At 68.6% G+C, this 13,951-nt stretch carries 11 protein-coding genes; 10 read left to right on the top strand and 1 reads right to left on the bottom strand.

Annotation, left to right across the window (positions count from 1 at the left end):
- Positions 1-69 precede the first annotated feature (69 nt).
- The 7 genes from AC1VNM_RS21230 to AC1VNM_RS21200 all read left to right on the top strand — a co-directional run bounded on the left by AC1VNM_RS21230 (position 70) and on the right by AC1VNM_RS21200 (position 8,690).
- Positions 70-657, top strand: coding sequence for a hypothetical protein (locus AC1VNM_RS21230; RefSeq protein ID WP_483108208.1), 588 nt, complete (start codon positions 70-72; stop codon positions 655-657).
- Between the two features lie 18 nt (positions 658-675).
- Positions 676-948 (top strand): type II toxin-antitoxin system antitoxin, encoded by a 273-nt coding sequence (locus AC1VNM_RS21225; protein WP_483108207.1) that lies wholly within the window; start codon positions 676-678, stop codon positions 946-948.
- A gap of 66 nt (positions 949-1,014) precedes the next feature.
- Positions 1,015-1,644, top strand: a complete 630-nt coding sequence (locus tag AC1VNM_RS21220) for a TetR/AcrR family transcriptional regulator (RefSeq protein WP_483108206.1) — start codon at positions 1,015-1,017, stop codon at positions 1,642-1,644.
- Positions 1,645-1,998: 354 nt separating this feature from the next.
- Positions 1,999-3,285 carry a solute carrier family 23 protein gene (locus AC1VNM_RS21215; RefSeq protein ID WP_483108205.1) on the top strand — a complete coding sequence of 429 codons (1,287 nt, stop codon included), beginning with the start codon at positions 1,999-2,001 and terminating at the stop codon, positions 3,283-3,285.
- Between the two features lie 98 nt (positions 3,286-3,383).
- A complete protein-coding gene (locus AC1VNM_RS21210) occupies positions 3,384-5,579 on the top strand; it encodes a GGDEF domain-containing protein (RefSeq protein WP_483108204.1) in 2,196 nt (731 codons plus the stop codon).
- A 56-nt stretch (positions 5,580-5,635) separates the two neighbouring features.
- Positions 5,636-7,651 (top strand): GGDEF domain-containing protein, encoded by a 2,016-nt coding sequence (locus tag AC1VNM_RS21205; RefSeq protein WP_483108203.1) that lies wholly within the window; start codon positions 5,636-5,638, stop codon positions 7,649-7,651.
- 46 nt (positions 7,652-7,697) lie between these two features.
- Positions 7,698-8,690 (top strand): Bug family tripartite tricarboxylate transporter substrate binding protein, encoded by a 993-nt coding sequence (locus tag AC1VNM_RS21200; protein ID WP_483108202.1) that lies wholly within the window; start codon positions 7,698-7,700, stop codon positions 8,688-8,690.
- A 144-nt stretch (positions 8,691-8,834) separates the two neighbouring features.
- Here AC1VNM_RS21200 and AC1VNM_RS21195 read toward each other — a convergent pair whose 3' ends face one another.
- The gene (locus tag AC1VNM_RS21195) at positions 8,835-9,620 is read right to left on the bottom strand and encodes an exodeoxyribonuclease III (protein ID WP_483108201.1); all 786 of its coding nucleotides are present in this window, start codon (positions 9,618-9,620) and stop codon (positions 8,835-8,837) included.
- 351 nt (positions 9,621-9,971) lie between these two features.
- Between AC1VNM_RS21195 and AC1VNM_RS21190 the strand changes: the two genes are divergently transcribed.
- The 3 genes from AC1VNM_RS21190 (at position 9,972) to AC1VNM_RS21180 (ending at position 13,906) form a co-directional block, all read left to right on the top strand.
- Positions 9,972-12,233: a TonB-dependent receptor gene (locus tag AC1VNM_RS21190; protein WP_377159142.1), complete on the top strand. Its 2,262-nt coding sequence runs from the start codon at positions 9,972-9,974 to the stop codon at positions 12,231-12,233.
- 210 nt (positions 12,234-12,443) lie between these two features.
- Positions 12,444-13,145, top strand: a complete 702-nt coding sequence (gene pyrE / locus AC1VNM_RS21185; protein WP_483108200.1) for an orotate phosphoribosyltransferase — start codon at positions 12,444-12,446, stop codon at positions 13,143-13,145.
- Positions 13,145-13,906, top strand: a complete 762-nt coding sequence (locus AC1VNM_RS21180) for a hypothetical protein (RefSeq protein ID WP_377159143.1) — start codon at positions 13,145-13,147, stop codon at positions 13,904-13,906. Before pyrE ends, AC1VNM_RS21180 begins: the two co-directional genes overlap by 1 nt.
- The last annotated feature ends 45 nt before the right edge of the window (positions 13,907-13,951 follow it).

Raw genomic sequence — 13,951 nt, 5'->3', positions numbered from 1 at the left:
ATGGCCACGACACCGCGGACATCACGCGCATCACGCACGCCATCGACCGGGACCTCCGCGGAGACGGTCATGCCGTCGAAGGGGGGCGGCTGGAGCCCCTGGCGGGCCTTGTTCCTCGCGTGCTGGGGCGCGCACCTCTCGTTCATCCTGTTGTCCGCCGATTCGTTGCCGGCCGTCGTGGTGGATCCTGCCCACGGGGGCAAGGCCTGGAGCCGGGACGCTTATCTGGCGATCTCGCTCGGCATGGGAGTCTTCGTGCCCGCGATGTGCACCTGGGGCGTGACCTTCATCGCCCGGCACTTCACCGGTGCGCTGAACATGCCGAACAAGGACTACTGGATGGCGCCGGCGCGTCGCGCATCGACGCTCGCCGCGCTGGGCCGTCTGATGTGGCCGCTGGGGCTGCTGATCGTCCTGGCGCAGGTGGGATCGACCGTCGCGGTGCTGGCGTCGGTGATGCATTGGCCACTGCCCCCCGAGGCGCCTATCGCGGGTGGGGTGCTGTGGGCCGTGGCCATGGCGGCCTGGGTGGTCGTGGTGCTGCGCACTTTCCGCCTGCCCGAGCGCCCATCGATGTCGTCGTCATCATCGCTGCCGTCGGCGATGCCCGGCGATCGTCAGAGACCGCGCACCCCCCACCGCCGTCCCGGGCGCTGACGACGGAGCGACGCAGCGATGGGCAGTCCCGGCAAGAAGCAGTTTCCGCTGCGCCTCGATCCCGCGTTGTGGGAGGAGATCGAGCGGCTGGCCGCGGTCGAACTGCGTTCGTCCAACGCGCAGATCGAGCTGCTGCTGCGCGAGGCCCTGAAGCGCCGCGGCATCAAGCCTGCGCTCTCGCCCACGCCACGTCGCGGTCGCCCGCCGGCGGTCGACGCGGACGCCGACGCCAGCGGCGGCAGGGCGAGCGACGAGGCCCCTGGTCATCCTGGCGACCACGCGGACGAATAACCCGTCCGCTGTCCCCGCCATCGTGGTGAGCAGCGAACTTCGCACGACCGTGCTAAATTGCGCTTCATGGAAGCCAAGACCGCCCGCAGCGAACTGACGCAGAGCGCCATCGTCGATGTCGCGCTGGAGATGGCGCGCCTGGACGGTCTGGACAGCCTGTCGATCGGCGAGGTGGCCAAGCGGCTGAACCTGTCCAAGAGTGGCGTGTTCTCTCGCATCGGCTCGCGCGAGGCCTTGCAGGCCGCGGTGCTGGATGCGTTCGAGAAGATCTTCCAGCAGGAGGTCATCCTGCCGGCGCTGCGTGAGCCGCGTGGCCTGCCGCGGATGGACGCCATGGTGCGTGCCTGGCTGAACCGCGTCGACGGACCGCATGGCAACTGCCTGTACGTCGCCGGCGCCTTCGAATACGACGACCGCGACGACGTGATGCGCGATCAGCTGCTGGACGGCGTGCGACGCTGGCGCGGGACGCTGCGACGCACGCTGCTGCAAGCGCAGGACGCCGGCCAGCTGCGCGCCGATGCCGACCTGGATCAGTTGATCTTCGAGCTCGACGGCCTGTTCACCGCGCTGGTCCGCGAGGTGCGTTTCCTGCGCACGCCGGACGCCGTCGATCGGGCCTGGACCAGCTACCGCCGCCTGATGGCGCCGGCGCTGGCCGCGGGCGATCCGCCCACTCCCGTTTCCCCCGCCTGAGGCTGCCGACCATGAACCGCCTCGCCCGCATCGTTTCCACAAATTTCGCACGACCGTGCGAAGTCGTTTGCGGCGTGCGCCGCGACGCCTCTTTATGACCTTCAAGGAGTCGATCATGACCATCCTGTTGATCCTGAGCCTGCTGTCTGGTGGCGCGCTGTGGCGTGCCTGGGCGTCCTGGCGCCGCCTGCTGCGGCAGCTGCCGCGGCGCAATCGCGACATGGTGCTGTTCTGATCCCGCGCCGCGAGGACGCCGATCCGCCGTCGGCCGACCACCCGGTCACGGGATAAGCCGGAGTGGCGATGCCATGAGCGCTCCTTACACTCGATGGCTTGTCCCATTGAGGAAAGTCCATGGCGTGGTTGATGCGCTGGCGGCCCGTGACCGTCGGCCCCGAGAAGGCGATTGCTCCCGATGAACGCCTGTCCTGGCCGCAGACTGCGGCGCTCGGCCTGCAACATGTGATCGCCATGTTCGGCGCCACCGTGCTGGCGCCGCTGTTGATGGGCTTCGATCCCAACGTCGCCGTGCTGATGAGCGGCGTGGGCACGCTGCTCTTCTTCTTCCTGACCGGCGGCCGCGTGCCGAGTTACCTCGGCTCGAGCTTCGCGTTCATCGGCGTGGTCATCGCCGCGACCGGCTATGCCGGCAGCGGTCCCAATCCCAACCTGCCGCTCGCGCTGGGCGGCATCATCGCCTGCGGTGTGCTGTACACCGCCATCGGCCTGCTGGTGTCGGCCACCGGGAGCGGCTGGGTCGAGAAGCTGATGCCGCCGGTCGTGACCGGCGCCGTGGTCGCAGTGATCGGGCTGAACCTCGCGTCGGTGCCGATCAAGAACATGGCGCCGACGCCTTTCGACGCCTGGATGCAGGCGGCGACCTTCGTCAGCGTCGCCGTGGTCGCGGTCTTCGCGCGCGGCATGCTGCAACGACTGCTGATCCTTGCCGGCCTGATCCAGGCCAGCCTGATCTACGCGCTGCTGACCAACGGCTTCGGCCTGGGCGCCCCGATCGACCTGTCCAAGGTCTCGGCGGCGGCATGGATCGGCTTGCCGCAATTCCATGCCCCGGTCTTCGATGGCGCCGCCATGCTGATGATCGCGCCGGTCGCGCTGATCCTGGTCGCGGAGAACCTGGGCCACCTGAAGGCGGTCGGCGCGATGACGGGCCGCGACATGACGCCCTTCCTCGGTCGCGCGTTCATCGGCGACGGCCTCGCGACGATCGCCAGCGGCGCTGTCGGCGGCACCGGCGTCACGACCTACGCCGAGAACATCGGCGTGATGGCCGCGACCCGCATCTATTCGACGGCGGTTTTCGTCTTCGCGGCATTGATGGCGCTGGCGCTGGGCTTCTCGCCGAAGTTCGGCGCGCTGATCCAGGCCATCCCGCTGGCCGTGATGGGCGGCGTCAGCATCGTCGTGTTCGGGCTGATCGCGATCGCGGGCGCCCGCATCTGGGTGGACCACCAGGTCGACTTCCGCGACCCGCGCAACCTGATGGTGGCCGCGATCACGCTGGTGATCGGCACGGGCGACTTCACGTTGAAGCTGGGTGGGTTTACCCTGGGCGGCATCGGAACTGCCACCTTCGGCGCGATCCTGCTGCATGCGCTGCTCCGGCGCGGCCGCACGGACTGACCCCAACGCCGCATGCACGAGCGCGAACTCGTGCACGCTTCACCTGTTCAACAGGGTTGGACCTCAAGTAACGAGACATACAACTCGACATCAGCACGATGAGCAAGGTTGGGGTGTTGCGAGCAGCGGTGACAGCAGGGTCGTCGGCGGGCGTGGCCGATGGACGCGTGCGTCCGCCCGCCCGCCGCTCGGCGTCCTTCATCCGCCTGGTGCTCCCGGCGCTTCCGGATCTCTGTGCAACGGCGCTGGCGCTGGCGGTGAGCCTCGCGCTGCTGTCCGGCTGCGGGCCCGGCGACGGCGCCGGATCGCGCGGCAGCGCCGCCTCGGCCGGGTCCGCCGGACCGGCCATGCAGGATCGCGCGCTGCAGGCCGAACTCGAACAGCAGGAGCGCGTCGGTCAGGCCCATCCCCGCGAGCATGTGCGGGAACTGCAAGCCATCGAGGCGCGCGCCCCGGTGGGCAGCGCCGAGCGCCTGGAAGCGCTGAGCCAGCGCGCGGCGCTGCTCGCGCAATTGCGCGACCGCAGCGGTCATGAGGCGGCGCTCGAGCAGCTCAAGGCCTGGCCCGAGGCCGCGCCGACGCGGGGGCAGATTCCGCTGGCGCTGATGCTGGCGCGCGCGCAATGGCTCAAGGCGAACGGTGAACTGGGTGCGGGCGTGCGGCTGCTGGGCGGGCTGTCCGACATCGACGCCGCCACCGCCGACCGCCGCATGATGTGGCGCGCGACCGAGTTGCGCGCCTACATCCAGGGCGATTACGGCGAGGTCGACGCGGCGGTCGAGAGCGGACTGAAGGCGCTGGATCAGGCACGCGCGACGGAATCGCGCTGGCGCGCCGCGACCACCGAGGCGACCCTCGCCTTCAACTACTATCGCAGCCAGCAGATCGACCATGCCAAGCGCACCGCGCGCGACGCGTTGCAGGCCGCGCAGCAGGATCCCGACCCGGTGCTGCTGTACTCGGTCCACACGATCCTGGGCATCGTGTACTCGCAGGACGAGGATCCGAAGTTCAGCCAGCAGGCCCGCGAGCAGGCGCTGCAGTACGCCCGCGAGGCGCAGGCCCAAGGCCTTCAGGCGCTGGCGCTGGGCAACCTGGCGGACTACGAACTGCGCAGCGGCAACTACGCGCGGGCCCTGGAGATGTCGACGCAAAGCCTGGCACTGGCGCACGAGAGCGGCGACATCTCGACCGAGATCCTGGCACGGCACAACTCGGGCATCGCCAAGATCGGCCTGCGCAAGCTGGAGGAGGGCAAGCGCGACGTGCTGCAGGCCATCACGATGGATGCCCAGCGCGAGGCCGGCAGCTACACGGCCGAGTCGTGGCTCGAGCTTGGCATCTACCTGGAGAAGTTCGACGACCTGCCCGGCGCGATCGCGGCCTTCCATCAATCGCGCAAGGAATTCGACGAGGTGCTGCGCGACGAGACCCGCAAGGCCGTGCTCGAGGCGCAGGCGCGCTTCGAGGACCAGCAGCGCCAGCGGGAGATCCGGCTGCTCAACCAGGACAACAGCCTCAAGGCCGAGCAGATCCGCACGCGGGACCTGCAGCTGAAGCTGTGGGCGGAGGTCGGCGGCTGCGTGCTGCTGTCCGGCGCGCTGCTGGCGCTGGCCTATCGGCGCATCCGGCGCACGAACGCGGCGCTGGCGCAGACCAACGAATCGCTGCGCGTGCAGAGCGAGCGCGATCCGTTGACGGGACTGGCGAACCGGCGTCACTTCCAGCAGGCCATCGCGTCGCGCACCCGCGAGGGCGGGCTGCGCGGCAGCCTGTTCCTGATCGACATCGACCACTTCAAGCGCATCAACGACCAATGGGGCCATGCGGCCGGCGACACCGTGCTGGTCGAGGTCGCGCGCCGTTTGCGCGGCGTGCTGCGCGAGCAGGACCTGGTCGTGCGCTGGGGCGGCGAGGAGTTCCTGATCCTGGTGAATTCCGAGGCCACCGAGGATGCGCGCCAGCTCGGCCAGCGCCTGCTGGACCAGATGGGCGGCCAGCCCGTCGACCACGGCGCGCTGCGCATCCCGATCAGCGCGTCCATCGGCTTCGCGAGCTTCCCGATGGCGCCGCAAGACCTGACCCTGGAATGGGAGCGCGCCATCGATCTCGTCGACACCGTGATGTACATGGCCAAGGCGCACGGCCGCAACAAGGCCTACGGTGTGGCGGCGATGCAGGCGCGCGACCGGGATCAGCTGCTGGCACTGGCCGGGCGCATCGAGTCCGCCTGGCACCAGGGGCAGGTGCAGCTGGTCAGCCTGCTCGGCCCGACGCAGGAGCCGCGCGCATGAGGACAGGGTTTCGTGCCTGCTTGATGACTGCCGGGAGGGCCCGGACGGCCGCCAGGATGGCTCTCCTGACGACCGTCCTGCTGGGCCTGGGTGCGACCCAGTCGCGCGCGGAGATCCCCGACCGCGCGCTGGATGCGCAACTCGCGCAGCTGGACCGCTTCGGCTACAACGAGCCGGGCAAGGCGGGCCAGCAACTGCGCGCGCTGCTCGCGGAGCCGGCGCATGCGCCACATCGTCTCCACATCGAGTACACGCTGGGTCGCAACGCGGTGCAGGCCGGGCGTCCCGAGGAGGTGCGCCGCATTGCCCGCGAACTGGAGGCCAAGCCTGGCGGGCGGCCGCTGTCGCGCATGCTGCTGGCCGAGTTGCAGGATCGGCAGGGCCAGACCGGTCGCTCCGGCGAGATGGCCCAGCTGGCGCTGGATGAATTGGCGCCGGCCTGTGCGTCCGCATCGGCGTCGACGATTCCACCTGGCTGCGATGCGCGCGTGATGATCCAGGCCCTGCGGCTGATCGCCCGGGCCCAGGGCGCGCGCGGCGAGTACGCCTTCGCCGAGACCTCGTTGCGGCGCGCGTTGGCGCTGGCCCAGGCGATCCAGGACCACAGCGTGACCGGCACGATGATGGGATCGCTGGCGGTCAACAGCCAGGTGAGGGACGAGTCCACGGCGGCCCAGCAATGGATGGCGCAGGCGTGGCAACTCGCGCAGGGCGACGTCTCGGCGATGAGCCGCGCGAAGATGGTCGAGTCGATGGTCGCGTCCCGGCGCGGGGACCGGACGACCCAGCTGGCCGCGCTGGAAGATGCGCTGCGGCTCGCCGAGCAGGCGGGCGGCCGGCGCGATGTCGCGCTGCTGCAGAACAACCTGCTCGACGCCTACATCCATACCAACCAGTCCGCCAAGGCCGTGCAGCTCGCGCGACTGGCGCTGCCCGTGGTGCAGTCCTACAACGACCAGACGGTCGAGCGCACGCTGCGCCACAACCTGTCGGTGGCGCTGGTCCAGCAGCGGCAGTTCGAGGCGGCGCGGCGCGAGATCGCACGGGTCCTCGAGCTCGCGCAGGGCGACTTCGATCCCGTGCGTCGCGCGCTGCAGCTGCGGGAACTGGGCGAGGCTTACGCCAAGGTCGGTCAGGCCAAGGAAGCGCTGCGGCTCTATCACGAGGAACGCGCGCTCAGCGCGGACACGGCGCGCCGTAACCGCGAGTCCTCCTTGCAGCAGCTGCGGCTGAAGTACGACAGCGAGGCCAAGCAGCGCGACCTGGAACTGCTGCGCCGCGAGCAGACGCTCAAGGACCGCGAGCTCGGCAACCGCCGGCTGGCGCAGTATGTCGGCGTCGGGCTGGCGGCGCTGCTCGGGCTGTCGCTGATCCTGATGGGCGTGATGCTGGCGCGCGTGCGCGAGGCCAACCGCAAGCTCAAGGCCAACCAGAGTCTGCTGCGCGCGGCGAGCGAGCGCGATCCGCTGACGGACCTCGCCAACCGCCGGCACTTCCTCGCGGTCATGGACCGCCATGCGAAGGACATGTTCACCGGCGCGCTGCTGATGATCGACATCGATCACTTCAAGCACGTCAACGATCGCCACGGCCATGCGGCCGGGGACGCCGTGATCATCGAGGTTTCCCGGCGCATCGCGCAGGCGGTGCGGGCGGAGGACCTGGTGGTGCGCTGGGGCGGGGAGGAGTTCCTGGTCTTCGCGCGCAATGTCGCGCCGGACCAGCTGCAGCTGCTGGCCGAGCGCGTCCTGTTCATCGTCGGCGAGGCGCCGGTGCAGACGGCGGCGGGGCCGCTGCGGGTGACCTGCTCGATCGGCTTCGCGCATTTCCCGCTGCCGCCGGCGCAGCTCGCGCTCCACTGGGAGCAGGCCGTCAACTGGGCCGACATGGCGCTGTACACGGCCAAGTCGCAAGGGCGCAACCGCGCGCGCGGTATCGTCACCGTCGAGGCCGGCGACGCGCAGGCGCTGATCCAGATCGAGGCCGACTTCGACGCGGCCTGCAGCTCGGAGCGCGTGCAGCTCCAGACCATCCTGGGTCCGGAGTCGCCCGAGGTGCCCGGCGCGGACTAGTCACCCATACTGGGGCGGCCAAGATCACAACATCGGAGACGCCCCCATGAGCCTGAACCGCCGCGCGCTGCTCGCGCTGTCGTCCACTGTCTGGCTGCCGGAACTCGTCCGCGCGCAAGCGGCCTGGCCCTCGCGCCCGCTGCGCATCGTCGTGCCGTTCCCGCCGGCGGGCACCACCGACCTCCTCGCCCGCGCGATGGCGCCCGAGCTGCAGAAGGCGCTCGGCCAGCCGGTCGTCGTGGAGAACAAGCCGGGCGCGGGGGGCAACACCGGCTCCGCCGACGTGGCCCATGCGACCGATGGGCACTCGCTGCTGATGGGCACCGTGGGCACGCATGCGATCAACCAGTCGCTGTATCCGAAGATGCCTTTCGATCCGGTCAAGGACTTCGCGCCCATCACGCTGGTCGCGGCCGTGCCCAACGTGCTGGTCATGAATCCGGCGAACGCGCAGAAGTACGGCATCAACAGCGTGGCCGACCTGGCCCGTGTGGCCAAGGCCAACCCGGGCAAGCTGAACATGTGCTCCAGCGGCAACGGCACCTCCATCCATCTGGCGGGGGAGTTGTTCAAGAGCCTGACCGGCACCTACATGATCCACTTCCCGTACCGCGGCTCGGGGCCGGCGCTCCTGGACCTGATGGGCGGGAACATGGACCTGATGTTCGACAACCTGCCCTCGGCGCTGCCGCACATCAAGTCCGGCAAGCTGAAGGCGATCGCGGTGACCAGCGCGAAGCGCAGCGAGGCGCTGCCTGACCTGCCGACGATCGCCGAGAGCGGCGTGCCGGAGCTGAAGGCCTTCGAGGCCTCGTCATGGTTCGGATTGCTGGCGCCGGTCTCTCAGCCGGCCGATCAGGTCGCGCGCGTGCAGCGCGAGGTCGCCAAGGCCCTGTCCACGCCCGTGATCAAGGAGCGCATGGCCGCGCAAGGCGCGGTCCCCGGCGGCGGTACGAGCGCGGAGTTCGCCGCGCTCATCGCTCGCGAGACGACCAAGTGGGCGAAGGTGGTCAAGGCATCGGGCGCGAAGGTCGACTGAACGCGTCTAGGCGATGGCGCCCCTCGATCCGAAGCCGGCGCTGCCGGTGCCCCTCAGAGCGAATGCCGAGCGTGAGGAGGCGATTGAGCGGCGAGGGGCACCGGCAGCGCCGGCTGGCGCAGTCAGAGAACGTCTTCAAAAGACTCAGAACTTGAAGTCGTAATCGATCGTCAACGGCGCATGGTCGCTGAAGCGCTGGTCGAGGTAGATCGCTTCGCGCGTGGCCAGGTGGGCCATGCCGGGGGTTGCCAAGTGGTAGTCCAGGCGCCAGCCCACGTTCTTCGCCCAGGCCTGGCCGCGGTTGCTCCACCAGGTGTATTGATCGGGCTTGTCGTTGAGGAGACGGAAGACGTCCACCAGACCGACGTCCTTCTCGAGCAGGCGCGTCATCCAGTCGCGTTCCTCGGGCAGGAAGCCGCTGTTCTTCTGGTTGCTCTTCCAGTTCCGGAGGTCGATCTCCTTGTGGGCGATGTTGACGTCGGCCACGAGGATGAACTCGCGCTCCGCGCGCAGGGCCATCAGGTAGGGGTACATCTCCGCCAGGAAGCGGAACTTCGCGGCCTGGCGCTCCTCGCCGCTGGAGCCGCTGGGGAAGTAGCAGCTGATGAGGCTGAGCTTGCGTCCCGGCTTGTCGAAGCGCTTCTCGATCCACCGGCCTTCGTTGTCGAACTCGCTGCTGCCGAAGCCGACGATCACGTCGCTGGGTGTCTCCTTCGTGTAGAGGCCGACGCCGGAGTAGCCCTTCTTCTGCGCGTAGTGGAAGTGGCCGCTCAGGGTGTCGTAACCCGCGAACTGCGATTCGACGACGTCGGCTTGCGCCTTGAGTTCCTGGACGCCGACCACGTCGGCCTGCTGCGGCGGCAGCCAGTCGAAGACGCCCTTGGTGGCGGCCGAGCGGATGCCGTTGAGGTTGAGGGTGATGAAGCGCATGGGCGGTGGACGGGTGACCCTGGAAGAGGGCGGCAGTATCGCAAAGCCTCGTTCCGAAGTTGGCAGCAGCGGGGGGAATGCGGCCCGCCGTCGAGGGATCACGCTGCACCACGTAGCGCCCGCTTCATGCGCCGTCCACGCTCATTCGGGCGACACGCGATCAGGTGCAGTGTTTGGGCAACAGAAAGCGCACCGCCGTGGTGCGGAGGGTGACGTCTTTATGACGAACTTGCTAGATTCGCGTCCACCGCGCCAACCGGCGCCCACATTTTTGCCGTCTGTGAACCCGGTTTACCCGTCGGTGTCCCGGTCGGCCTCCCCGGTTTTCCATCCTTCCCCCGGAGTCCATCCATGAATCGATTCGCCACCCAGCGCGCCGCCGTCCCGGCGCTGCGCGAGGCCGCCGCGGCCGTGTCGCTGGCCCTGCTCGCCTGGCCCGCACTGGCGCAGGACGCCCAGACCGATGCCGCAACCAAGGAGAAGGGTCAGCTCGAGACGGTGACCATCACCGCGGAGCGTCGGGTCGAGAACATCAAGGAAGTGCCGAACGCGGTCACGAAGATCTCCGGCGAAAAGCTGGACGTGCTGAATTCCGCCGGCCAGGACGTGCGCTTCCTGTCGGGCCGCGTGCCCAGCCTGAACATCGAATCGTCGTTCGGCCGCGCCTTCCCGCGCTTCTACATCCGCGGCTACGGCAACACCGACTTCCGCCTGAACGCGTCGCAGCCGGTCTCTCTGGTGTATGACGACGTGGTCCAGGAGAACCCGATCCTGAAGGGCTTCCCGGCCTTCGACCTGGCCGCCGTCGAAGTGGTCGCCGGCCCGCAGGGCACGCTCTACGGTCGCAACACGCCGGCCGGCGTCGTGAAGTTCGATTCGGTCAAGCCGTCGCAGCGCCAGGAGGGCTACCTGAACGTCTCCTACGGCACCTACGGCACGATGAACCTGGAAGGCGCAGCCAACGTGCCGCTGACCGGCGACTGGGCCGCCCGCATCTCGGCGCAGATCCAGCACCGTGACGACTGGGTCAAGAACCAGGTGCCCACCGGCAAGACCGGCGAGCTCGAGGGTTACGACGACCGCGCCCTGCGTCTGCAGGCGCTGTACCAGCCGCACAAGGATTTCAGCGCGCTGTTCAACTTCCACGGCCGCGACCTGAAGGGCAGCGCGCGCGTGTTCCGTTCCTCGATCATCAAGACCGGCACCAACGACCTGGTCGACGGCTTCGATCCCGAGAAGTCCTACACCGACGGCGTCAACGAGCAGACCCTGCACGCCACCGGCGGCAGCGCCCGTCTGCGCTGGGGCCTGGGCGCGATCAACCTGTACTCGATCACCGGCTACGAGTCGGTGCGCCCCTTCAGCCGCGGCGACGTGGATGGCGGCTTCGTGTACTTCGGCCCCAAGCCGTACACGCAGGAAGGTCAGGCGACCTTCCCGGCCGAGTCGTCGAGCTCGATGAGCGGCCATCGCCAGATCACGCAGGAGTTCCGCGTCGAGTCCGCCGCGGCCGGCCCGCTGCGTTGGCAAGGCGGTCTGTACTTCTTCGACGAGCGCTACACCGCGCGCAGCACCGACTACACGACCGCGACCGGCCTGGCCGCCGGTTATGTCGACACGTACCAGAAGAACACCGCGTGGGCGGCCTTCGGCTCGGTGAACTACGCGGTCACGCAGGACTTCCAGCTGCGCGGCGGCCTGCGCTTCACGCACGACAAGAAGGACGTCAAGGTCAGCAGCGACTACACCGACCTGAACACCTCCACCGGTGTCACCGCCAACACCGGCGACTCCAAGTGGAACTGGGACGTGTCGGGCACCTACAAGGTCACGAAGGACACCAACCTGTATGCGCGCGTGGCCACCGGCTTCCGCGCCTCGTCCGTCCAGGGCGCGTCGCGCTTCGCCGGCCAGTCGCAAGCGACGCCGGAGAACGTCACCTCCTATGAAGTGGGCGTCAAGTCGGACTTCTGGGATCGCCGCGCGCGTCTGTCGGCCAGCGCCTTCACCTACACCGTGAAGGACCTGCAGCTGACCGCCGTCGGCGGCCAGAACAACGCCAACCGTCTGCTGAACGCCAAGAAGGCCGAAGGCAACGGCGTCGAACTGAACCTGGAAGTGCTGCCGGTCGATCAGCTGCTGATCACCCTGGGCGGCAGCCTGAACAACACCAAGATCCGCGACAACACGCTGTCGCTGCCGGCTTGCGGCGGCGGTTGCACGATGACGGATCCGCTGGTGGCGGGCTCGACGACCAACTACAGCATCGACGGCAATCCGCTGCCGAACGCGCCGAAGTGGGTCGCCAACCTGACCGCGCGTTACTCGATCCCGACCGCGGCCGGCAACGAGTTCTACATCTACACCGACTGGGCCTATCGCTCGAAGGTCAACTTCTTCCTGTACGAGGCCAAGGAGTTCACCGGCAAGTCGCTGACCGAAGGCGGCCTGCGCGTGGGCTACATCTGGAGCAACGGCAAGTACGAAGTCGCTGGCTTCGTCCGCAACATCACGGACCAGATCCGCGTCACCGGCGCGATCGACTTCAACAACAACACCGGCTTCATCAACGACCCGCGCACCTACGGCGTCCAGTTCAAGGCGATCTTCTGATCGGCTGAACCACACCGCGTCGCGCAGCACAGTGGCCCGCGGGCCACCCTGCAAAAAGTGGGCCTGCTTCCGGCGACGGAGCAGGCCTTCTTCTTGCTTCAACTGCTGAATTCAGGCGACATGACGCGCTGCGTCACCCGTGGGGTGGCCAAGACCGACGCCCTACAATTCCGGCCCAATTTCAATCTCACGTCTCGACGTCCCGCTGCCATGACCACCGCCGCCAATCGCCAGGCCCAGAGCCCGGATTCCCAGGACGCCCTGGCCCAGGAATTCGTCGCCTTCGCCGTCGACACCGGCGTGCTGCGCTTCGGCGAGTTCAAGACCAAGGCGGGTCGTCTCAGCCCGTACTTTTTCAATGCGGGCCTGTTCGACGACGGCCTCAAGATCGGCCGGCTGGCGCAGTTCTACGCGCAGCGGCTGCTGGCCTCGGGCGTCGAGTTCGACATGATCTTCGGCCCCGCCTACAAGGGCATCACGCTGGCCGCGGCGGTCGCGATCGAACTGGCGCGGCTGGGCCACAACAAGCCGTTCGCCTACAACCGCAAGGAAGCCAAGGACCACGGCGAAGGCGGCACGCTGGTCGGCGCCAAGGTCCAGGGGCGCGTGCTGATCATCGACGACGTCATCTCCGCCGGCACCTCGGTGCGCGAATCGATCGCGATGATCCAGGCCGCCGGCGCCACGCCCTGCGGCGTGGCCATCGCGCTGGATCGCCAGGAGAAGGCCGCCGAGAACGGTCAGGATCTCCCCTGGTCGGCGGTACAGTACGTGCGCGACCAGTTGAAGCTGCCGGTTGTCGCCATTGCGGGCTTGTCGGACCTGCTCCAGTATCTGCAGACCACCAGCAGCACCGCCGTGTCCGCCCATGCGACGGCGGTCCATGCCTACAGAGATCGCTACGGAGTCTGATGCGCGCTTCCCTCTCACGCCGTCTGCTGTCCCGCCTGATCATGAGGTCGACGCTGTCCGGTCTGCTGCTGACCGGCGCGCTCGCGGGCGCCGCCTGGGCGCAGACGAAGGCGCCGCCGCCGTCCAACATCTATACGTGCACGACGCCCGATGGGCGCCGGCTGACGTCGGATCGCCCGATCCCGGAATGCCAGTCGCGTGAGCAGCGGGTGCTGAACTCCGACGGCTCGGTCCGCCGGATGCAGCCGCCGGCGATGTCGCCCGAGGAGCAGGCGGCCTTCGATCAGCGCAAGCGCATGGAGGAAGTCCAGCGCGCCGCCCAGCAGGACGCGGTCCGACGCGACCGCAACCTGTTGCAGCGTTATGCCGATCAGGCCGCGCATCAGCGCGCACGCGAGGCGGCGCTCGACGACATCCGTGAAGCGATGCAGCAGTCCGAGAAACGCTTGCAGGTGCTCGCGGCCGAGCGCAAGCCGATGCTCGACGACGCGGAGTTCTACAAGGGCAAGCGGATGCCGATGAAGCTGCAGCACCAGCTCGACATGAACGACGCTTCCGCCGCCGCGCAGCGCGAGTCGATCGACAACCAGAAGGCCGAGATCGTGCGCGTCAACAAGCTCTATGACGATGAGTTGGCGCGCCTGAAGCGGCTGTGGGCCGGCGCGGCGCCGGGCTCGCTGGAGAAGTCCGCGACGTCCTCCCCGTCGCAGCCCGCGCCGGCGAAGCCGGCGGTGCAGGCCTCCCCGGCCAGCGGGCGCTGACGCGCGGGCTCGGCGACGCGCGGGTCAGGCCGCCCGCTCGGGCGG

This window comes from Mitsuaria sp. MSU3D, assembly GCF_056867975.1.
Note: the sequence above shows the minus strand (reverse complement) of the source record. Positions and strands in the feature narration are given on the sequence as shown.

What these genes read in the sequence shown, in the direction of transcription:
- AC1VNM_RS21230 (WP_483108208.1), top strand. Translation starts at nt 70, where the DNA reads ATGCCGTCGAAGGGGGGCGGCTGGAGCCCCTGGCGGGCCTTGTTCCTC.
- AC1VNM_RS21225 (WP_483108207.1), top strand. Translation starts at nt 676, where the DNA reads ATGGGCAGTCCCGGCAAGAAGCAGTTTCCGCTGCGCCTCGATCCCGCG.
- AC1VNM_RS21220 (WP_483108206.1), top strand. Translation starts at nt 1,015, where the DNA reads ATGGAAGCCAAGACCGCCCGCAGCGAACTGACGCAGAGCGCCATCGTC.
- AC1VNM_RS21215 (WP_483108205.1), top strand. Translation starts at nt 1,999, where the DNA reads ATGGCGTGGTTGATGCGCTGGCGGCCCGTGACCGTCGGCCCCGAGAAG.
- AC1VNM_RS21210 (WP_483108204.1), top strand. Translation starts at nt 3,384, where the DNA reads ATGAGCAAGGTTGGGGTGTTGCGAGCAGCGGTGACAGCAGGGTCGTCG.
- AC1VNM_RS21205 (WP_483108203.1), top strand. Translation starts at nt 5,636, where the DNA reads ATGGCTCTCCTGACGACCGTCCTGCTGGGCCTGGGTGCGACCCAGTCG.
- AC1VNM_RS21200 (WP_483108202.1), top strand. Translation starts at nt 7,698, where the DNA reads ATGAGCCTGAACCGCCGCGCGCTGCTCGCGCTGTCGTCCACTGTCTGG.
- AC1VNM_RS21195 (WP_483108201.1), bottom strand. Translation starts at nt 9,620, where the DNA reads ATGCGCTTCATCACCCTCAACCTCAACGGCATCCGCTCGGCCGCCACC.
- AC1VNM_RS21190 (WP_377159142.1), top strand. Translation starts at nt 9,972, where the DNA reads ATGAATCGATTCGCCACCCAGCGCGCCGCCGTCCCGGCGCTGCGCGAG.
- pyrE (WP_483108200.1), top strand. Translation starts at nt 12,444, where the DNA reads ATGACCACCGCCGCCAATCGCCAGGCCCAGAGCCCGGATTCCCAGGAC.
- AC1VNM_RS21180 (WP_377159143.1), top strand. Translation starts at nt 13,145, where the DNA reads ATGCGCGCTTCCCTCTCACGCCGTCTGCTGTCCCGCCTGATCATGAGG.